The 17,627-nt window shown below is 40.4% G+C and carries 30 protein-coding genes; all 30 read right to left on the bottom strand.

Translation table 11 applies throughout. The features are described 5' to 3' along the window. Window positions 1-140 precede the first annotated feature (140 nt). Window positions 141-1,454, bottom strand: coding sequence for a replication-associated recombination protein A (locus tag ACMFKV_RS05725; RefSeq protein WP_413154712.1), 1,314 nt, complete (start codon window positions 1,452-1,454; stop codon window positions 141-143). A 9-nt stretch (window positions 1,455-1,463) separates the two neighbouring features. Then, on the bottom strand, window positions 1,464-2,858 hold the full coding sequence (locus ACMFKV_RS05720; protein WP_413154711.1) for a DegQ family serine endoprotease: 1,395 nt from the start codon (window positions 2,856-2,858) through the stop codon (window positions 1,464-1,466). 261 nt (window positions 2,859-3,119) lie between these two features. Further along, window positions 3,120-3,548: a 50S ribosomal protein L17 gene (gene rplQ / locus ACMFKV_RS05715; RefSeq protein WP_336288594.1), complete on the bottom strand. Its 429-nt coding sequence runs from the start codon at window positions 3,546-3,548 to the stop codon at window positions 3,120-3,122. Between the two features lie 25 nt (window positions 3,549-3,573). Next, window positions 3,574-4,587 (bottom strand): DNA-directed RNA polymerase subunit alpha, encoded by a 1,014-nt coding sequence (locus tag ACMFKV_RS05710; RefSeq protein ID WP_336288593.1) that lies wholly within the window; start codon window positions 4,585-4,587, stop codon window positions 3,574-3,576. A gap of 95 nt (window positions 4,588-4,682) precedes the next feature. Further along, window positions 4,683-5,072, bottom strand: a complete 390-nt coding sequence (rpsK, locus tag ACMFKV_RS05705; protein ID WP_332060966.1) for a 30S ribosomal protein S11 — start codon at window positions 5,070-5,072, stop codon at window positions 4,683-4,685. A gap of 124 nt (window positions 5,073-5,196) precedes the next feature. Then, window positions 5,197-5,565: a 30S ribosomal protein S13 gene (gene rpsM / locus ACMFKV_RS05700; RefSeq protein WP_336288592.1), complete on the bottom strand. Its 369-nt coding sequence runs from the start codon at window positions 5,563-5,565 to the stop codon at window positions 5,197-5,199. Between the two features lie 184 nt (window positions 5,566-5,749). After that, window positions 5,750-6,325, bottom strand: coding sequence for an adenylate kinase (locus ACMFKV_RS05695; RefSeq protein WP_336288591.1), 576 nt, complete (start codon window positions 6,323-6,325; stop codon window positions 5,750-5,752). Beyond that, window positions 6,322-7,668, bottom strand: a complete 1,347-nt coding sequence (gene secY / locus ACMFKV_RS05690; protein WP_413154710.1) for a preprotein translocase subunit SecY — start codon at window positions 7,666-7,668, stop codon at window positions 6,322-6,324. The genes ACMFKV_RS05695 and secY overlap by 4 nt, the downstream gene beginning before the upstream one ends. Window positions 7,669-7,834: 166 nt before the next feature. After that, window positions 7,835-8,302: a 50S ribosomal protein L15 gene (gene rplO, locus ACMFKV_RS05685; RefSeq protein ID WP_336288589.1), complete on the bottom strand. Its 468-nt coding sequence runs from the start codon at window positions 8,300-8,302 to the stop codon at window positions 7,835-7,837. Between the two features lie 20 nt (window positions 8,303-8,322). Continuing rightward, window positions 8,323-8,529 carry a 50S ribosomal protein L30 gene (gene rpmD, locus ACMFKV_RS05680; protein ID WP_336288588.1) on the bottom strand — a complete coding sequence of 69 codons (207 nt, stop codon included), beginning with the start codon at window positions 8,527-8,529 and terminating at the stop codon, window positions 8,323-8,325. A 31-nt stretch (window positions 8,530-8,560) separates the two neighbouring features. Further along, window positions 8,561-9,109: a 30S ribosomal protein S5 gene (rpsE, locus tag ACMFKV_RS05675; protein WP_336288587.1), complete on the bottom strand. Its 549-nt coding sequence runs from the start codon at window positions 9,107-9,109 to the stop codon at window positions 8,561-8,563. A gap of 114 nt (window positions 9,110-9,223) precedes the next feature. Then, complete coding sequence (gene rplR, locus ACMFKV_RS05670; RefSeq protein ID WP_336288586.1) at window positions 9,224-9,586, bottom strand: 50S ribosomal protein L18; 363 nt, start codon at window positions 9,584-9,586, stop codon at window positions 9,224-9,226. A 12-nt stretch (window positions 9,587-9,598) separates the two neighbouring features. Further along, entirely contained in the window at window positions 9,599-10,132 is a 534-nt protein-coding gene (gene rplF, locus ACMFKV_RS05665) for a 50S ribosomal protein L6 (RefSeq protein WP_336288585.1), read from the bottom strand. 38 nt (window positions 10,133-10,170) lie between these two features. Continuing rightward, the gene (gene rpsH, locus ACMFKV_RS05660; protein WP_413154709.1) at window positions 10,171-10,569 is read right to left on the bottom strand and encodes a 30S ribosomal protein S8; all 399 of its coding nucleotides are present in this window, start codon (window positions 10,567-10,569) and stop codon (window positions 10,171-10,173) included. A gap of 14 nt (window positions 10,570-10,583) precedes the next feature. Then, window positions 10,584-10,889, bottom strand: coding sequence for a 30S ribosomal protein S14 (gene rpsN, locus ACMFKV_RS05655; RefSeq protein ID WP_336288583.1), 306 nt, complete (start codon window positions 10,887-10,889; stop codon window positions 10,584-10,586). A 24-nt stretch (window positions 10,890-10,913) separates the two neighbouring features. Next, window positions 10,914-11,471 carry a 50S ribosomal protein L5 gene (gene rplE / locus ACMFKV_RS05650; protein WP_332060955.1) on the bottom strand — a complete coding sequence of 186 codons (558 nt, stop codon included), beginning with the start codon at window positions 11,469-11,471 and terminating at the stop codon, window positions 10,914-10,916. After that, on the bottom strand, window positions 11,464-11,778 hold the full coding sequence (gene rplX / locus ACMFKV_RS05645; RefSeq protein ID WP_336288581.1) for a 50S ribosomal protein L24: 315 nt from the start codon (window positions 11,776-11,778) through the stop codon (window positions 11,464-11,466). Before rplX ends, rplE begins: the two co-directional genes overlap by 8 nt. A gap of 11 nt (window positions 11,779-11,789) precedes the next feature. Continuing rightward, window positions 11,790-12,158: a 50S ribosomal protein L14 gene (rplN, locus tag ACMFKV_RS05640; RefSeq protein WP_332060953.1), complete on the bottom strand. Its 369-nt coding sequence runs from the start codon at window positions 12,156-12,158 to the stop codon at window positions 11,790-11,792. Between the two features lie 156 nt (window positions 12,159-12,314). Beyond that, the gene (rpsQ, locus tag ACMFKV_RS05635) at window positions 12,315-12,539 is read right to left on the bottom strand and encodes a 30S ribosomal protein S17 (protein WP_336288580.1); all 225 of its coding nucleotides are present in this window, start codon (window positions 12,537-12,539) and stop codon (window positions 12,315-12,317) included. An 11-nt stretch (window positions 12,540-12,550) separates the two neighbouring features. Next, entirely contained in the window at window positions 12,551-12,751 is a 201-nt protein-coding gene (rpmC, locus tag ACMFKV_RS05630) for a 50S ribosomal protein L29 (protein WP_336288579.1), read from the bottom strand. 11 nt (window positions 12,752-12,762) lie between these two features. Further along, a complete protein-coding gene (rplP, locus tag ACMFKV_RS05625) occupies window positions 12,763-13,176 on the bottom strand; it encodes a 50S ribosomal protein L16 (RefSeq protein WP_332060950.1) in 414 nt (137 codons plus the stop codon). 36 nt (window positions 13,177-13,212) lie between these two features. Further along, entirely contained in the window at window positions 13,213-13,923 is a 711-nt protein-coding gene (gene rpsC / locus ACMFKV_RS05620; RefSeq protein ID WP_336288578.1) for a 30S ribosomal protein S3, read from the bottom strand. After that, window positions 13,923-14,312 carry a 50S ribosomal protein L22 gene (gene rplV, locus ACMFKV_RS05615; protein WP_336288577.1) on the bottom strand — a complete coding sequence of 130 codons (390 nt, stop codon included), beginning with the start codon at window positions 14,310-14,312 and terminating at the stop codon, window positions 13,923-13,925. The genes rpsC and rplV overlap by 1 nt, the downstream gene beginning before the upstream one ends. Before the next feature lie 2 nt (window positions 14,313-14,314). Then, entirely contained in the window at window positions 14,315-14,593 is a 279-nt protein-coding gene (gene rpsS, locus ACMFKV_RS05610; RefSeq protein WP_004855734.1) for a 30S ribosomal protein S19, read from the bottom strand. A gap of 15 nt (window positions 14,594-14,608) precedes the next feature. Beyond that, window positions 14,609-15,442 (bottom strand): 50S ribosomal protein L2, encoded by an 834-nt coding sequence (gene rplB / locus ACMFKV_RS05605; RefSeq protein ID WP_336288576.1) that lies wholly within the window; start codon window positions 15,440-15,442, stop codon window positions 14,609-14,611. 20 nt (window positions 15,443-15,462) lie between these two features. Continuing rightward, a complete protein-coding gene (locus ACMFKV_RS05600) occupies window positions 15,463-15,756 on the bottom strand; it encodes a 50S ribosomal protein L23 (protein WP_336288575.1) in 294 nt (97 codons plus the stop codon). Next, window positions 15,753-16,373: a 50S ribosomal protein L4 gene (gene rplD / locus ACMFKV_RS05595; protein ID WP_413154720.1), complete on the bottom strand. Its 621-nt coding sequence runs from the start codon at window positions 16,371-16,373 to the stop codon at window positions 15,753-15,755. The genes ACMFKV_RS05600 and rplD overlap by 4 nt, the downstream gene beginning before the upstream one ends. Continuing rightward, window positions 16,373-17,113 carry a 50S ribosomal protein L3 gene (gene rplC, locus ACMFKV_RS05590; protein ID WP_336288574.1) on the bottom strand — a complete coding sequence of 247 codons (741 nt, stop codon included), beginning with the start codon at window positions 17,111-17,113 and terminating at the stop codon, window positions 16,373-16,375. The genes rplD and rplC overlap by 1 nt, the downstream gene beginning before the upstream one ends. A 27-nt stretch (window positions 17,114-17,140) precedes the next feature. Continuing rightward, the gene (gene rpsJ, locus ACMFKV_RS05585) at window positions 17,141-17,449 is read right to left on the bottom strand and encodes a 30S ribosomal protein S10 (RefSeq protein WP_004855744.1); all 309 of its coding nucleotides are present in this window, start codon (window positions 17,447-17,449) and stop codon (window positions 17,141-17,143) included. A gap of 65 nt (window positions 17,450-17,514) precedes the next feature. Continuing rightward, a partial coding sequence (locus tag ACMFKV_RS05580; RefSeq protein ID WP_017196482.1) for an EF-Tu C-terminal domain-related protein occupies window positions 17,515-17,627 on the bottom strand: 113 nt, incomplete at its 5' end.

Genomic DNA, 17,627 nt, shown 5'->3' with positions numbered 1-17,627 from the left:
ATACAAAAAGGGAAATATTTTACTCTATAGAAAATAATAAACGTTTAAAGCATGAATCTAAACTGAAATAAGAGGTATAAATTGGAATAAAACGAGTTCGAGAACAATAAAAAAAGTTCCATCTCAATTAAATTTTACCTTTAATTGCCGCGTTCTTGTCGCAATTTTTTCCACCATTCAAGACGTTTAATAATTTCACGCTCAAAACCACGTTTTTGCGGCTGATAATAAATTTGGCGCCCAAGTTTTTCAGGGAAATATTCTTGTCCTGAAAAAGCATCTGGTTCATCATGGTCATAGCGATAACCACGCCCATATCCTTCCTTTTCCATAAATTTTGTAGGCGCATTAAGAATATGTCTAGGAGGAGGCAAAGAACCATGTTTGCGCGCGCAATTCATCGCCGCCTTATAAGCAAGATATGTTGCATTTGATTTTGGTGCAGTCGCAATATAAAGACATGCTTGCGCCAAAGCCAATTCTCCCTCAGGAGATCCTAAATAATCATAAGCGTCCTTCGCTGCATTACAAATGACAAGAGCTTGCGGATCCGCCAAACCAACATCTTCGACAGCCATACGAATTAATCTTCGTCCAATATACAAAGGATCTTCACCCGCATCAAACATACGAGCCAAATAATAAAGGGAAGCATCAGGGTCAGACCCACGAACTGATTTATGCAACGCTGAAATGAGATTATAATGACCATCTCGTCCTTTATCATAAATTGGAGCGCGACGTTGAATAATTTCTTGTAAAGCCACAGAATCGAAAATCTCTCCTGGTTGTGCAGCACACCAAATTTCTTCTGCCAATGTTAACGCTGCCCGCGCATCACCATCAGACATCGTTATCACAACATCTCTAGCATCACCATCCAAGGGAAGTCTCTTCCCTTCCACTTCCTCGGCACGTTTCAAAAGCACATTTAAACTTTCGTTATCATGAGGAAAAAAGGTCAAAACACGTGCACGAGAAAGAAGGGCAGCATTAAGTTCAAATGATGGATTTTCAGTTGTTGCACCTATGAGAATCACAGTCCCATCTTCCATAACGGGAAGAAAACTATCCTGCTGAGCACGATTAAACCGATGAATTTCATCGACAAACAAAAGCGTTTTACACCCAGACATAAAGCGACTCTGAGCGACTTCAAAAATCTTCTTAAGCTCAGAAACTCCAGTAAAAATAGCAGAAACTTGCTCAAAAGCGAGATTTGTTTCAAGTGCTAACAAGCGTGCAATCGTTGTTTTTCCTGTCCCTGGAGGTCCCCAAAAAATCATCGAACCAAACGAACCAGATGCCACCATACGCGAAAGTAAGCCATTTTCTCCAACCAGATGATTTTGTCCCGTTACATCATTAAGAGAGCGAGGACGCATCCTTTCTGCAAGTGGTCGATTTTTATCAACTTGAAAATCAAAAGACGAAGTAAAAAAATCTTTACTCAAAAAAAAACCTCAGCGAACAAATTGGCGAATATACATACCGTCACGTTCATATTCTAATTGCCAAACACGTGGACGAGCTTGCATAAGAATCTTTTTTAGCTGACTGACTGTATGAATTTTATGACCATTCACAACACGCAAAATATCTCCAGAGCGAAAAATTTCTGAAGCGTTGCTCATTTCATCAAGATTAGTAATCACAACACCTTTTGCAGTTCTAGGAAGATGAAAACGCCAACTATTTTGCGATGTTAAATCCAATACTTCAGCACCTAGAAGTGGACCTTCATTCATAATTTTTTCAGACTTTGAAAGTGCAGATTCTGATATTGGTGAAACAGTTATGTTTGTTTTAAACCTTTTCCCATTTCGCAAATATTCTAAAACAAAACTGTGCCCAATACCAGCTATCATTAAACGATATCCAAGACCATCAGAACTATCAACTCGCATCCCTTGTACACTCAAAATAATATCACCTATTTTCAAACCAGCTTTTGCAGCAGGACTATCTTTAATAACCTCAACAACAAGAACGCCATAAGGACGTTCTAAACTTAAAGCAGCCGCAATATCAGGTGTAATATTTTGAAAAGATGCACCAATATAAGGTGGTATAAAATATTTCTCTCCACGTCGAACAGTATCAAGCATTACCTTCACAAGATTTGCTGGAATAGCAAAACCAATTCCGACAGAACCACCAGAACGCGAATAAATAGCTGTATTAATCCCGATGAGTTGTCCTTTCATATCAATTAAAGCGCCCCCAGAATTCCCTGGGTTAATGGCAGCATCTGTTTGAATAAAAAAATCAAAATCAGAAATACCAACACGCGTACGCGCTTGTGCTGAAACAATACCACTTGTAACTGTTTGACCAACACCAAAAGGATTCCCAATTGCAAGAACAAGGTCGCCTACCTCAACTGCATCAGAATCGCCCAAAGAAAGAACAGGGAATTGAGCACCTTGCGTATCAATTTCAAGCACCGCAATATCAGTTGCCTCATCTTTTAGCATGATCTTACTGGCAAACTCCCGTCCATCAGAAAGAGCAACCTTAATTTCGCTCGCATCTTTAATAACATGATAATTGGTAACAACCAAACCACGTGCATCAACAATCACTCCAGAACCTAACGATGATTGCGTACGTAAGGGACGATTATTTTGGAAACGACCAAAAAATTGCTCAAAAAACGGATCACCTTCAAAAGGAGAGCGTGCTCTAATTTTCCGAGCCGCATAAATATTTACAACAGAAGGAATAGTCTTTTTAACTAAAGGAGCAAATGAAAGAGTAATTTCTGATTTTGTTTGCGGAATTTGAGCATACGCACAATGGAATAATGCCTGCACCACAATAGCTAAAAAAACACACAAAAAAAGAGAACGCCTCATTATTCGCTCCTACTAAATAACCTATCCTTCAACAAGACAATAAACTCTTCTCTTCCCCATAAGCTAAAGATTATTATTGATATTTATAATTCAAAATAACAAAAACTCACCTGAATAACAAATATTATAAAAACAAAATAATACAATATTACATAATCTTATTTTTGCATTCACTTCATGGATAAAACATCACTCTAGAATGCTAATAAAAAACCGCCTTGAAAAGACGGCTTTTTAAAATCTAGCAAAAAGAAAACGGCTTTATGAAGAAACTTTTTTCTCTTTTTCCATACTTTCCATGTGCGCGCGATCTACAGCACCCTTCGCATCAACATCACGATCCACAAATTCTATAACAGCCATAGGAGCATTATCACCAGTACGAAAACCTGCTTTCATAATGCGCAAATACCCACCATTACGTGACGCATAACGCGGCGCAAGTGTATCAAATAATTTTGCAACTTTCCCAACATCACGAATAGCTGAAATTGCTTGCCGACGTGCATGTAAGTCCCCACGCTTACCAAGCGTAATTAATTTTTCAACAATAGGGCGAATTTCTTTCGCTTTTGGAAGCGTTGTCACGACCTGCTCATGCTCGATCAGCGAAATTGCCATATTTGCAAACATCGCTTTACGGTGACTGGCAGTCCGGTTCAACTTACGACCTGACCTACTATGACGCATGAGCTCTCTCCTTAAATCTCAAATTTCAATACTGATCTTCATAACGTTTAGCGAGATCATCAATGTTTTCAGGTGGCCATGTAGGAACTTCCATACCGAGATGAAGCCCCATGCAAGCCAAAACTTCCTTAATCTCATTTAATGACTTTCGTCCAAAATTCGGTGTCCGAAGCATTTCAGATTCTGTTTTTTGAATAAGATCACCAATATAGACAATATTATCATTTTTAAGACAATTTGCCGAACGAACTGAAAGTTCTAACTCATCCACTTTCTTAAGAAGTGCAGGATTAAAAGCAAGCTCAGAAGCGGACTCTTCAACAATCTCTTTCTGTGGCTCTTCAAAATTGACAAACAGTGACAATTGATCCTGAAGAATCCGTGCAGCAAAAGCAACCGCATCCTCTCCATTAACTGCACCATTCGTTTCAATAGTTAGCGTCAATTTATCGTAATCCAGAACTTGACCTTCACGCGTATTTTCTACTTTATAAGATACTTTACGAATTGGTGAATAAAGACTATCAACTGGAATAAGACCTATTGGTGCATCATCAACACAGTTACGGTCAGATGGGACATAACCTTTTCCTGAATTGACAATAAACTCCATACGAATCTCAGCACCTTCATCAAGAGTACAAATAACATGCTCAGGATTTAGAATTTCCATATCTCCAACAGTCTTGATATCTCCAGCTTTAACAATACCAGGACCTTCTTTACAAAGTACAATACGCTTAGGACCCTCTTCTTCCATACGAATAGCGATCTCTTTAATATTCAAAATAATATCTGTAACATCCTCACGAACACCCGAAATTGATGAAAATTCATGCAATACACCATCAATTTGTACAGCGGTAATTGCAGCGCCACGAAGCGATGACAACAAGACACGACGGAGCGCATTCCCTAACGTTAAACCAAAACCCCGCTCAAGAGGCTCCGCAACCACACTAGAAACATTTGGATTATCATGTGCATAAAACTCAACTTTATTGGGTTTTATCAATTCCTGCCAGTTTTTCTGGATCATACTTTTATTCCCGTTCTTTTAGTTCCGCTACCATTCAATCGTAACGGACAATGTGAACATCAGAGAAGACTCTGACAACGAAAAACAATACCCAATTAAACACGCCGCCTTTTCCTCGGACGACACCCATTATGAGGGATCGGTGTTACATCGCGAATGGAAACAATTGTAAAACCAACAGACTGCAATGCACGCAAAGCTGATTCGCGACCTGCCCCAGGACCACAAACCTCAACCTCTAATGAGCGCATACCATGTTCTTGTGCTTTTTTAGCACAATCCTCTGCTGCAACTTGAGCTGCAAAAGGTGTAGATTTACGTGAACCTTTAAACCCCTGAGCACCAGCAGAAGACCACGCAATTGTATTTCCCTGAGCATCAGTAATGGTAATCATCGTATTGTTAAATGTTGAATTAATATGCACAACACCCGATGAAATATTTTTACGTTCGCGACGACGAACACGTGTGGCTTCCTTTGCCATAATTTTCCTTCCAACGATCTCTTCACCGCCGTAATACCAGCAGCTCCACCCTTTTTGTCCTTGTAAAAAACCTCAACAAGAAATAAAACATCTAAAAAACAAAACTCTCTTTATAAAGACATCATCACTTCTTCTTACCAGCGATTGCCTTAGCAGGACCTTTACGTGTACGCGCATTTGTATGTGTACGCTGCCCACGAACAGGTAAAGAGCGGCGATGCCGCAACCCACGATAACAACCAAGATCCATTAAACGCTTAACATTCATTGCAACCTCACGCCGAAGATCCCCTTCAACTTGATAGCCCTGATCTATCGCTTCACGAATCTGTAACACTTCTGCATCCGAAAGCTCATGCACACGACGCTCTGCAGGAATGCCAACTTTTTTGGTAATTTCTTGAGCAAATTTTTGTCCAATCCCGTAAATATACTGAAGCGCAATAACTACACGCTTGTTTGTCGGGATATTGACGCCAGCAATACGAGCCACGCCTATTCTCCTTGATGATGTTGACAGTCAACCATAAAATATTTGATGTATCTTACAGAAAATAAAGACTTAGCATAAGAATGCTCTAAAGCCCATCATTTCACTGAAATAAACTAAGTTCGCTTTTGATAGATTTCACCATAAAAGTCAACTCTTTTCATTTATTTCTAGAAAAATTTCCTTATTAAAAAAAATTTTTAATCATGCGCGATACCTCTGTAACACTAACCATTCCATCAACCATTTTTAATAATCCCCTCTCTAAATAAAATTTTGATAAGGGAGCAGTTTTTTCATGATATTCCACTAATCGCTTTGCAAAAATAGCAGGAGTATCATCTGAACGAACCTTTTTACCAGCAGCTACTGTTTCCTGAGCACGTTTTTTCATTCGCTCAATCAACGCACCTTCATCAACAGTCAACTCGATAACAGCATCGAGTTGCATATTTTTTGACTGCAATATCTGTTGTAAAGCCTCCGCCTGCGCAACAGTGCGCGGGTATCCATCCAATACAAAACCACTCGCACAATCACTTTTTTCAATACGATCCGATACAATTTGATTAACGATACTATCGGGCACTAAAACACCAGAATCCACAATAGTTTTAGCTTTTTTGCCAACTTCTGTTTCTCTAATAATAGCCTCACGCAGCATATCACCTGTTGATAATTGAGGAATATTATATTCCTCAGCCAACATTTTAGCCTGTGTACCTTTTCCAGCTCCAGGAGGACCTAAAAGAATAATTTTCATCGATTCCTTTTACCCCCACGAAGCTTTGACTTTTTAATCAACCCTTCATATTGATGCGCAACAAGATGCCCCTGAATTTGAGCGACTGTGTCAAGTGTAACAGTAACAACAATTAGCAAAGACGTCCCCCCAAGATAAAAAGGAACTCCTAATGCAGATATCATAAACTCAGGTAATAAACAAACCAAAATAATATAAATCGCACCCACAACAGTAATACGCGTCAAAACATAATCAATATATTCAGCTGTACGCTCCCCAGGACGAATCCCTAGAATAAAACCAGAATGCTTTTTTAATTGATCTGCTGTATCGCTCGGATTAAATACAATAGCTGTATAAAAAAAGCAAAAAAACGCCATTAAACCAGCATAAACAATCATATAAAGTGGCTGCCCATGAGCAAGAGAATAAGAAATTGCTTGAACCCAATGTGGCATATTATCAGAAAAATTATTAACAGTTGCAGGCAACAACAACAAAGATGAAGCAAAAATTGGTGGAATAACACCAGCAGTATTCAATTTTAAAGGAAGATGCGACATATCGCCTTGAAACATTTGATTACCAACCTGACGCTTCGGATACTGAATAAGGATTCGCCGTTGCGCACGTTCTACAAAAACAATAATTCCGATAACAAAAACAGCAATAAAAACAATTCCTATTAGTAAAAAAGTTGATAGATCAGCCTGACTATGAGCAGTTAAAAGCTGAGCGAAAGTAGAGGGAAAATTAGCTACAATTCCTGTAAAAATAATAAGGGAAACTCCATTCCCAATACCACGTGACGTGATCTGCTCACCAAGCCACATTAAAAACATCGTTCCGCCAACAAGCGTAATGACAGAAGAAATACGGAACATAAGACCTGGCTCTAAGACAATCTGAAGCCCTGTTCCTATACCAGTTTCAAGTGCAACAGCAATACCAAAAGCCTGCAAAATTGCTAATATTACGGTCACATAACGGGTATACTGATTAATAACCTTGCGCCCTAACTCTCCCTCTTTTTTAAGAGATTCTAATGAAGGAACAACTGAAGTTAACAATTGCACAATAATTGACGCTGATATATAAGGCATAATCCCCAGCGCAAAAATTGCCATGCGTCCAACAGCGCCCCCAGCAAACATATTAAATAATCCCAACACACCTGATGCATGATGTTCAAATGTTTGCCGTAAAGCATCAATATTAATACCAGGAAGAGAAATATAAGTACCAAAACGATACACAAGAAGCGCAGCTAAGGTAAACCAGATGCGCTTTTTCAGTTCTGTTGCACGCGAAAAAGTACCAAAGTTTATATTGGAAGCAAATTGCTCTGCCGCTGATGCCATAAAACGTCTCCAATCCACACTCCAGTCTTTAAATCACAAAAGCGCAACTCTAAAACTCATATTGTTACACATAAATGAATATAAAACTGAAATACTTTTTTAAAAAACACCCTATAAAGAGATGCTTACACCCCTTTCCTTAATCACTATTCATATCAAAACAAATTTATCGAACAACTGCAGGAAAAATAACCTGACCACCAACTTTTTCAATCTTGATACGAGCAGCCTCAGAAGCACCAGAAACATTAAACGTAATCTTAGCCTTCAACTCACCATCAGAAAGAAGACGAACCCCATCTTTTACACGACGAATAATTCCTGCTTCTTTCAATGTAACAGCATCAACTGGTTTCTCAATATTCAATCTTCCTGAATCAACTGCCAATTGGACACGTCCCAGAGAAACTTCATTATAATTCTTAGCAAAAAAATTTCTAAATCCACGCTTTGGCAAACGACGATAAATAGGCATCTGCCCGCCTTCAAAACCATTCAGCGAAACACCAGAACGAGATCTTTGCCCTTTAACACCGCGACCACCAGTTTTACCAATACCAGAACCAGTACCACGCCCTACACGTTTACAACTCTTTGTCGCACCTTTACAATCACGCAGTTCATTGAGTTTCATATTCTATACTCCCGCGACCTTTAATCTTCATCTATAACTCGAACGAGATGCCGAACCTTAGCAATCATACCTCGCACACAAAGTGTATCATTTAAAACACGCCGCCGCCGCATTTTATTCAACCCAAGCCCCTTCAACGTTGCACGCTGAAACTGCGGATTCCGAATTGGACTCCCAATCTGCTCTACCGTCACAGTTTTACCGTTCTGAGATTTTTTCTGAACCATTTCCTAATTCCTTTTCTGATAACCTCAGAAATTATCCTTCCGCATCAACAAAACCTTGACGACGCGCCTGCAAAATCGAATATTTGATACCACGTTGGGCAGCAATATCTTTAGGGTGCATCTGATGTTTTAACGCATCAAAAGTTGCGCGCACCATGTTATAAGGGTTTGATGACCCAAGCGACTTTGCAACAACATCTTGCATACCAAGAGTTTCAAAAATAGCACGCATTGGACCTCCAGCAATAATACCAGTACCAGCAGAAGCCGAACGGAGCAAAACACGACCAGCCCCATGACGTCCCTCAAGATCATGATGCAAGGTACGCCCAGACCGAAGTGGAACATAAATCATCGCACGCTTAGCAGACTCTGTAGCCTTCCGAACTGCCTCTGGCACTTCTCTCGCTTTACCATGACCAAAACCAACACGTCCCTTCTGATCCCCAACAACAACAAGAGCAGCAAAACCAAAACGTCGACCACCCTTAACAACTTTAGCAACACGATTAATGTGAACAAGCCTATCAACAAACTCACCATCACGCTCTTCTCGCTCACTACGTTCTTTCTGTGCCATTCCTCATTCCTTTTTCTTTTCCGGAAGCACGCTAATAAAGTTTCAACATAAAACTGAAGAAACTTATACGAAACACCCTAAAATTTCTTTATAAAAATCTTCAAATAAAACACTTTAAAAGCTCAAACCACTTTCACGAGCAGCCTCAGCCAATGCTTTCACTCTACCATGATAAACATACGCACCACGATCAAAAACCACTTTATCAACACCAACCTTTTTCGCACGCTCAGCAATTAACTTTCCAACAGCAAAAGCTGCCTCTTTATCAGAACCAGTTTTTAAAGACTTCTTCAAATCACCTTCAAGAGTAGATGCGGAAACAAGCGTATGTCCACGCGAGTCATCAATAATTTGAGCATAAATATTCTGATTTGAGCGATAAACGCTGAGCCGTGGACGATCATTAGAAACTATTTTAATTCGACGACGAACACGCCGTGCACGACGTTGAATAATGTCCTTAGACGAAACCATGATGCAAGATCCTTACTTCTTTTTACCTTCTTTACGGAAAATACGTTCATCTGCATGCTTAACACCTTTACCTTTATAAGGCTCAGGTCTACGATATTCACGAATTTCTGCCGCAACTTGTCCAACTTGCTGCTTATCAATTCCAGAAATAATAATTTCTGTTGGCTTAGGAACTGCTACAGTAACACCCAATGGCACTTTATAAATAACATCGTGTGAAAAACCTAACGACAGCTGAACATCCCGCCCCTGCAAAGCAGCACGATAACCAACACCACTAATCTCAAGCTTTTTTTCAAAGCCATCCTTTACACCACAAAAAATATTTTCAATCATTGAGCGCGACATTCCCCATTTAGAGCGAGCATCTTTCGATTGATCACGTGGCGCAACTGATATAACATTTTCTTCAAATTTGACTAAAACCTCATCATTCACAACGTAACTTAGCTCACCTTTGGGACCTTTTGCCTTAACCAGCTGACCTTCAACAGTAGCAGTAACGCCAGAAGGAATTGAAATGGGCTTTTTTCCAATACGAGACATTTTCTTCACCTATCTTTCTTCTGTTTTCTTATAATCACTCAGAAAACACGACAAAGAAGCTCTCCACCAACATTTTGTTTACGCGCCTCATGATCTGCCATTACTCCTTTAGGAGTTGATAAAATTGAAATACCAAGACCATTTGCTACCTGAGGAATAGAATTAGCAGAAACATACACACGACGACCAGGTTTAGAAACGCGTGAAATTTCACGAATAGCAGCTAACCCTTCAAAATACTTCAATTCAATTTCGATTTCAGATTTTCCACCACCTAAATCAATCTGATTATATCCGCGGATATAACCTTCTGACTGAAGAACATCAAGAACACGCGCACGAAGCTTCGAAGTAGGTGTAAAAACTTTTCCTTTTTTACGACAAAGTGCATTACGAATACGTGTTAACATATCACCAAGAGGATCCGACATAGACATTGAATAATCTCCTCTTACCAACTAGACTTAACAATACCAGGGATATAACCCAAAGAACCAAGCTCTCGCAATGCAATACGCGACATCTTTAACTTACGATAATAAGCTCGCGGACGTCCCGAAACTTCACAACGATTACGAACACGAACCCTTGCAGAATTACGTGGCAATTCTGCCAATTGGATAGAAGCTTTAAAACGCTCTTCAAGAGGGATCTTCTGATCCATAGTTATCGCTTTTAAACGTGCACGACGTGCTGCAAAACGCTTCACCATCACCTCACGATGCTTATTTTTTTCAACGGCACTCACTTTAGCCATAACATTACCTCGCTACGTTTGCCGTTACGAACGAAACGGAAAATTAAAAGCACGCAATAATTCACGCGCCTCATCATCCGTCCTTGCTGTCGTACAAACGATAATATCCATGCCCCAAATTTGATCAACTTTATCATAGTTAATTTCTGGAAACACAATGTGCTCTTTGATCCCCATAGCAAAATTGCCACGACCATCAAAACTTTTTGGATTCAGACTACGAAAATCACGAACCCGTGGAAGTGCAATCGTAACAAGACGATCCAAAAACTCAAACATACGATCTTTACGCAACGTAACTTTGGCTCCAAGCGGCATACCTTCACGAACCTTAAAAGTAGCGATAGAATTACGCGCACGGGTAACAACAGCTTTCTGACCTGTTATCAAAGCCAAATCTTCAGCTGCAATAGATGGTTTCTTGGAATCAGCAGTTGCTTCACCAACCCCCATATTAATCACAATTTTATCAATCCGCGGAATCTGCATCTCATTTTTATAATTGAATTTATCCTGAAGTGTCTTACGAACCACCTCAAAATAATGCGTCTTCATGCGCGGCTTTTGTTTTTCTTCAGCCATTAATCAACTCTCCCGAACGCTTGGCAAAACGAACCTTATTACCATCTGCATTCATACGAAAACCTACACGCGTAGGCTTACCATCTTTAGGATCAGCAATCGCCAAATTAGATAAATGAATTGGAGCTTCTTTAGAAATAATCCCAGCCTCTTGCTTTTGCGTTTGGCGCTGATGACGCTTAATCATATTAACCCCACGAACAAAAGCATTATTCTCCTTTGGATTTACCTTCATTACTTCACCACTAATCCCTTTATCTTTACCAGATAAAACGACAACTTTATCACCTTTTCGAATCTTCTGCATAACACCACTCCTTATAACACTTCAGGAGCGAGCGAAATGATCTTCATATGATTCTTACCACGAAGCTCACGGGGAACAGGACCAAAGATACGCGTACCTATCGGCTCTTTCTTATTATCTACCAAAACAGCAGCATTACTATCAAAACGAATTACACTACCATCCGCGCGGCGAATATCTTTAGCAGCACGAACTACTACAGCCTTCATCACATCACCCTTTTTAACACGGCCACGAGGAATAGCATCCTTAACCGAAACAACAATAATGTCACCGACCGAAGCATATTTCCGCTTTGAACCACCTAACACTTTGATGCACATGACACGACGAGCACCAGAATTATCTGCCACGTCGAGGTTTGTTTGCATCTGAATCATGATTGGCCACCTTCTCTTAATATTTATGCCCGATTACGCCCTTTGGACATTCGGACTCGCCCACCAAACAATGACAAAGTCACTGCTCCCAAACTCAACAAAAAAACACTGTTAAATTTTGAAACAATAAACCTAACTAATTACACTAAACTGTCTTTAAACAACAATCCAGCACTTATCTTTCGAAATTGGTCTAGATTCTTGAATAGAAATCTGATCACCAATTTTGAACTGATTATTTTCGTCATGCGCCTTATATTTTTTAGACTGCCGAACGGTCTTTTTAAGAAGTGGATGAGAATAATAACGCTCCACCTTCACAACCACAGTCTTATCGTTTCTGTCGCTAACGACAACACCCTGCAAAATGCGTTTAGGCATCTTTTACTTCCTTAAGCCTTATTTTCGTTTATTTTCTGATGAAGAAAAGTTTTAATACGCGCAATATCACGACGAACTTGCTTAACACGCGCTGTCTTTTCTAATTGACCTGTCGCCTTTTGAAAACGTAAATTAAACTGTTCTTTCTTCAATTTTGCCAACTCATCTCTCATTTGATCGAGCGTTTGTGCCCGTAATTCTGTAGCTCTCATCGCTTAACCTCTTACTCAGCAATACGCTGAATGAATCGCGTCTTAATAGGCAACTTCGCAGCACCTAACCTCAATGCTTCACGTGCCACATCTTCAGGAACCCCATCAAGTTCAAACATAACACGCCCAGGAGCAACACGAGCTGCCCAATAATCAACACTTCCCTTACCCTTACCCATACGAACTTCAGTCGGTTTAGATGTAACCGGAAGATCTGGAAAAATACGAATCCAAACACGACCAGAACGCCTCATATAACGTGTAATTGCACGACGCGCTGCTTCAATTTGACGAGCAGTAATACGCTCTGGCTCAACAGCTTTTAAACCATAAGCACCGAAATTCAAATCCGTACCACCTTTCGAAGCACCACGAATACGACCTTTAAATTGCTTACGGAACTTTGTGCGCTTTGGCTGCAACATTGCTCTCTACTCCAAATTTTAATTCAACCACAAAAATTAAGCATTCTCGCGGCGACGATTCGACGAAGAACCAGAGTGATCAGTTTCCATAGCACGACGCTCCGAAGCCATCGGATCATGCTCAAGAATCTCACCCTTAAAGACCCAAACCTTAATACCACAAATACCATAAGCGGTCTTAGCTTCTGCTGTACCATAATCAACATCAGCACGCAAAGTGTGAAGCGGAACACGACCTTCACGATACCATTCCATACGAGCAATTTCAGCACCACCAAGACGACCAGAACAATTGATACGAATACCTTCTGCTCCAAGACGCATAGCCGACTGAACTGCACGCTTCATCGCACGCCGAAAAGCAACACGACGCTCAAGTTGCTGAGCAATTGACTGTGCAATAATTGTTGCATCAACTTCTGGTTTACGAATTTCCACAATATTCAATGAAGTCTCAGCATTCGTCATTTCTGAAAGCTTACGACGAAGCTTTTCAATATCAACACCTTTTTTACCGATAATAAGACCAGGACGTGCTGAATGAATTGTTACACGACACTTCTTATGAGGACGCTCAATAACAACTTTAGAAATAGCCGCCTGCTTCAACTCCTCGAGAACATACAAACGAATTTTCAAATCCTCATGAAGAAGATGTCCATACTCACCACTATCGGCATACCAACGCGAATCCCAAGTTCGATTAACTCCGAGACGAAGCCCTATTGGATTAATCTTCTGACCCATTATGCGGCCTCCACTTTTTCGGTAACTTCACGAACAATAACAGTAAGATGTGAAAACGGACGTTCAATTCGACTAGTACGACCACGACCACGAACATGAAAACGCTTCATCACTATCGACTTACCAACATAAGCTTCTGCAACAATTAACGAATCAATATCAAGATCATGATTATTTTCTGCATTCGCGATTGCTGATTCAAGAGTTTTCTTAACCGTTCCAGCAATACGCTTACGTGAAAACGTTAAATCAGCCAACGCCACATTAACTTTTTTACCACGAATCATCGCAGCAAGCAAATTAAGTTTTTGCGGACTAACACGAATTGTCCGAGCGACAGCCTTCGCCTCATTATCCTTAAGCTGGCGCAGAACCTTAGCTTTTCCCATTCCTATTTCCTCTTCGCTTTTTTATCTGCACCATGCCCATAATAGGTTCTGGTGGGAGCGAACTCACCAAATTTATGCCCAACCATCTCTTCAGAAACAGAAACAGGAATATGCTTATTTCCATTGTAAACACCAAAAGTTAAACCAACAAACTGTGGTAAAATAGTAGAGCGACGACTCCATATTTTAATAACTTCATTGCGCCCACTTGCACGTACCTTCTCTGCCTTCCCAAGAAGATAGCCGTCAACAAACGGACCTTTCCAAACTGAACGAACCACTTCAGACTACCTCTCTTACTTCTTGCGCTGATGACGCGTACGCATAATAAACTTATCAGTGGCTTTATTAGAGCGCGTACGCTTACCTTTTGTAGGCTTACCCCAAGGAGACACTGGATGACGCCCCCCTGACGTACGACCCTCACCACCACCATGTGGATGATCAACGGGATTCATAGCAACACCACGAACATGTGGACGCTTACCACGCCAACGCGATCGACCCGCCTTACCATCATTAATATTCCCGTGATCAGGATTTGAAACTGCACCAATAGTCGCAAAACAATTACTAGGTACTAAACGTTGCTCACCAGAATTAAGACGAAGAATAGCCATTCCTTGATCTCGCCCAACTAACTGTGCATAAGTTCCTGCCGAGCGTGCAATTTGACCACCTTTTCCCGGTTTCATTTCAACATTATGAATAATCGTACCTACTGGCATATTAGCAAGTGGCATCGCATTACCTGATTTAACATCAACATTCAAACCAGCAATAACAGAATCACCAACATCAAGACGCTGCGGTGCAAGAATATAATTTAATTGCCCATCCTCATAACGAATTAACGCAATAAAAGCAGTACGATTCGGATCATATTCTAAACGCTCAACTTTTGCAGGAATATCACGCTTGAGACGTTTAAAATCAACAAACCGATAACTACGCTTATGACCACCACCTTGAAAGCGAGCAGTAACTCGACCACGATTGTTACGCCCACCCTTCGATGACAAACCCTCAGTCAGTGCTTTTACAGACTTTCCCTTGTAAAGACAAGAACGATCCACAATAACAAGCTGACGTCGCCCTGAGCTAGTCGGATTAAAGTGCTTAAGTGCCATTATTTTTATCTCCGAGCTTCTTAAAGACCTGTCGACACATCAATAGACTGACCATGAGCCAATGTCACGATCGCTTTCTTAACATTACTCTGTTGACCAATAACACCTTTGAAACGTTTCACTTTACCCTTACGGATAATCGTGTTAACTGCCTTAACCTTAACGCTAAAAAGCGCTTCAACAGCAGCCTTAATTTCAGACTTTGTTGCTTTTAGTGCAACATTAAAAGCAACCTGATTATATTCAGAAATCATAGTCGACTTTTCAGTAATAATTGGACTAACAATTACATCATAATAGCGAAGATCTGTCATTTAAAACGCTCCTCAAGAACCTCGACAGCCGCTTTTGACAAAACAAGCTTTCTGCGACGCAAAATATCATAAACATTAATTCCTTGAATCGGCAAAACATCAATATTAGGAATATTAGATGCCGCACGAGAAAAATTAATATCAATTTCCCTACCACCAATTATCAAAGCATTATTAAATCCAAGCTTAGAAAAATTAGAAACAAGCGCTTTAGTTTTAGGATTCTTAATACTCAGTTCATCAACTACAATCAAATTATCCGCCTTTAATTTTGCCGACAAAGCAAAACACAATCCAAGTGCACGAACTTTTTTAGGGAGAGAATGCGCATGACTACGTACCACTGGACCATGCGCCTTACCACCACCTCTAAACTGTGGCGCACGAGCAGATGAGTGCCGAGCACGCCCAGTCCCTTTTTGCTTAAACATCTTCGCTCCTGTTCGAGACACATCAGATCGACCCTGAGATTGATGCGTTCCTTGTTGGCGATGAGAAAGCTGCCAACGAACAACACGCTGCAAAATATCCTCACGCGGAATAAGACCAAAAATACCTTCAGAAACTTCTATTTTGCCAAATTCATTACCATCAAAATTTTTAACTATAAGATCCATCATTCGGCTCCTTCAGATTCAGAGTTTTCCTTCACTGGAGCAACCATCTCCATTTTTTCCTTCATAAGATGACGAATGCCAGCAGGTTTTGGCACATTATCAGGAAGACGCTTTTTTACAGCATCTCGTACCAAAATCCAAGCTCCTTTAGCACCAGAAACAGAACCACGCACTAAAATTAAGCCACGCTCAACATCCGTAGAAACAACTTCAATATTTTGCGTCGTTACACGCACCTGCCCCATATGGCCAGCCATCTTTTTACCTTTAAACACTTTACCTGGATCTTGACATTGACCTGTCGAACCATGAGCACGATGCGTGATTGAATTACCATGTGAAGCACGATGCCCACCAAAATTATGCCGCTTCATAACACCAGCAAAACCTTTACCAATACTCGTACCTGTCACATCAACCTTCTGTCCTGGAATAAAATGTTCTACTGTAATTTCAGTACCAACATCAAGAAGATTATCGGGACTAACACGAAATTCTACTATCTTAGCTTTTGGCTCAACTGAAGCTTTAGCAAAGTGTCCACGAAGAGCTTTCGAAGTATTCTTAACCTTAACAAAGCCCACACCTAATTGAACAGCAGTATAACCATTTTTTTCAATTGTCCGTTGAGCAATAACTTGACAATTTTCCAAACGAAGTACTGTGACTGGTACATGCTCACCAGCATCATTATAAATACGGGTCATGCCCAGTTTCTGTGCTATTACACCTGAACGCATAGGATCTGTTCCTTCTATCCTCAAACCTCAGAGCTTAATCTCAACATCTACACCAGCAGAAAGATCGAGCTTCATAAGCGCATCAACTGTTTGCGGTGTTGGATCAACAATATCAAGAAGACGCTTATGTGTACGCATTTCAAACTGCTCACGACTCTTCTTATCGATGTGCGGACCACGATTAACCGTAAATTTTTCAATCCGCGTTGGAAGCGGAATGGGACCACGGACATTAGCACCAGTACGCTTAGCGGTCGACACAATCTCACGAGTCGACGCATCAAGGATACGATGATCAAATGCTTTCAAACGAATGCGGATATTTTGACTGTTCATGCTCTTTATTTCCCTGTTACACAAAACGCCTTTAATAAAAAAGACGAATTTTCAGTAACCATTATTTACTCAATGATCTTAGAAACGATACCTGCACCAACAGTACGACCACCTTCACGAATAGCGAAACGAAGTTTTTCTTCCATTGCAATTGGAACAATCAAAGAAACATCCATAG

Source organism: Bartonella propinqua, assembly GCF_047263965.1.
Taxonomy (GTDB): Bacteria; Pseudomonadota; Alphaproteobacteria; order Rhizobiales; family Rhizobiaceae; genus Bartonella.
Note: the sequence above shows the minus strand (reverse complement) of the source record. Positions and strands in the feature narration are given on the sequence as shown.

What these genes read in the sequence shown, in the direction of transcription:
- ACMFKV_RS05720 (WP_413154711.1), bottom strand. Translation starts at nt 2,858, where the DNA reads ATGAGGCGTTCTCTTTTTTTGTGTGTTTTTTTAGCTATTGTGGTGCAG.
- rplQ (WP_336288594.1), bottom strand. Translation starts at nt 3,548, where the DNA reads ATGCGTCATAGTAGGTCAGGTCGTAAGTTGAACCGGACTGCCAGTCAC.
- ACMFKV_RS05710 (WP_336288593.1), bottom strand. Translation starts at nt 4,587, where the DNA reads ATGATCCAGAAAAACTGGCAGGAATTGATAAAACCCAATAAAGTTGAG.
- rpsK (WP_332060966.1), bottom strand. Translation starts at nt 5,072, where the DNA reads ATGGCAAAGGAAGCCACACGTGTTCGTCGTCGCGAACGTAAAAATATT.
- ACMFKV_RS05695 (WP_336288591.1), bottom strand. Translation starts at nt 6,325, where the DNA reads ATGAAAATTATTCTTTTAGGTCCTCCTGGAGCTGGAAAAGGTACACAG.
- secY (WP_413154710.1), bottom strand. Translation starts at nt 7,668, where the DNA reads ATGGCATCAGCGGCAGAGCAATTTGCTTCCAATATAAACTTTGGTACT.
- rplO (WP_336288589.1), bottom strand. Translation starts at nt 8,302, where the DNA reads ATGAAACTCAATGAACTGCGTGATTGTAAAGGTGCGACAAAGAGTTGT.
- rpmD (WP_336288588.1), bottom strand. Translation starts at nt 8,529, where the DNA reads ATGGTTCAGAAAAAATCTCAGAACGGTAAAACTGTGACGGTAGAGCAG.
- rpsE (WP_336288587.1), bottom strand. Translation starts at nt 9,109, where the DNA reads ATGGCACAGAAAGAACGTAGTGAGCGAGAAGAGCGTGATGGTGAGTTT.
- rplR (WP_336288586.1), bottom strand. Translation starts at nt 9,586, where the DNA reads ATGGTTTCGTCTAAGGACATTATTCAACGTCGTGCACGGCGTGTTCGT.
- rplF (WP_336288585.1), bottom strand. Translation starts at nt 10,132, where the DNA reads ATGTCTCGTATTGGAAAAAAGCCCATTTCAATTCCTTCTGGCGTTACT.
- rpsH (WP_413154709.1), bottom strand. Translation starts at nt 10,569, where the DNA reads ATGTCTATGTCGGATCCTCTTGGTGATATGTTAACACGTATTCGTAAT.
- rpsN (WP_336288583.1), bottom strand. Translation starts at nt 10,889, where the DNA reads ATGGCTAAAGTGAGTGCCGTTGAAAAAAATAAGCATCGTGAGGTGATG.
- rplE (WP_332060955.1), bottom strand. Translation starts at nt 11,471, where the DNA reads ATGGCTGAAGAAAAACAAAAGCCGCGCATGAAGACGCATTATTTTGAG.
- rplX (WP_336288581.1), bottom strand. Translation starts at nt 11,778, where the DNA reads ATGCAGAAGATTCGAAAAGGTGATAAAGTTGTCGTTTTATCTGGTAAA.
- rplN (WP_332060953.1), bottom strand. Translation starts at nt 12,158, where the DNA reads ATGATTCAGATGCAAACAAACCTCGACGTGGCAGATAATTCTGGTGCT.
- rpsQ (WP_336288580.1), bottom strand. Translation starts at nt 12,539, where the DNA reads ATGCCTAAACGCATTTTGCAGGGTGTTGTCGTTAGCGACAGAAACGAT.
- rpmC (WP_336288579.1), bottom strand. Translation starts at nt 12,751, where the DNA reads ATGAGAGCTACAGAATTACGGGCACAAACGCTCGATCAAATGAGAGAT.
- rplP (WP_332060950.1), bottom strand. Translation starts at nt 13,176, where the DNA reads ATGTTGCAGCCAAAGCGCACAAAGTTCCGTAAGCAATTTAAAGGTCGT.
- rpsC (WP_336288578.1), bottom strand. Translation starts at nt 13,923, where the DNA reads ATGGGTCAGAAGATTAATCCAATAGGGCTTCGTCTCGGAGTTAATCGA.
- rplV (WP_336288577.1), bottom strand. Translation starts at nt 14,312, where the DNA reads ATGGGAAAAGCTAAGGTTCTGCGCCAGCTTAAGGATAATGAGGCGAAG.
- rplB (WP_336288576.1), bottom strand. Translation starts at nt 15,442, where the DNA reads ATGGCACTTAAGCACTTTAATCCGACTAGCTCAGGGCGACGTCAGCTT.
- ACMFKV_RS05600 (WP_336288575.1), bottom strand. Translation starts at nt 15,756, where the DNA reads ATGACAGATCTTCGCTATTATGATGTAATTGTTAGTCCAATTATTACT.
- rplD (WP_413154720.1), bottom strand. Translation starts at nt 16,373, where the DNA reads ATGGATCTTATAGTTAAAAATTTTGATGGTAATGAATTTGGCAAAATA.
- rplC (WP_336288574.1), bottom strand. Translation starts at nt 17,113, where the DNA reads ATGCGTTCAGGTGTAATAGCACAGAAACTGGGCATGACCCGTATTTAT.
- rpsJ (WP_004855744.1), bottom strand. Translation starts at nt 17,449, where the DNA reads ATGAACAGTCAAAATATCCGCATTCGTTTGAAAGCATTTGATCATCGT.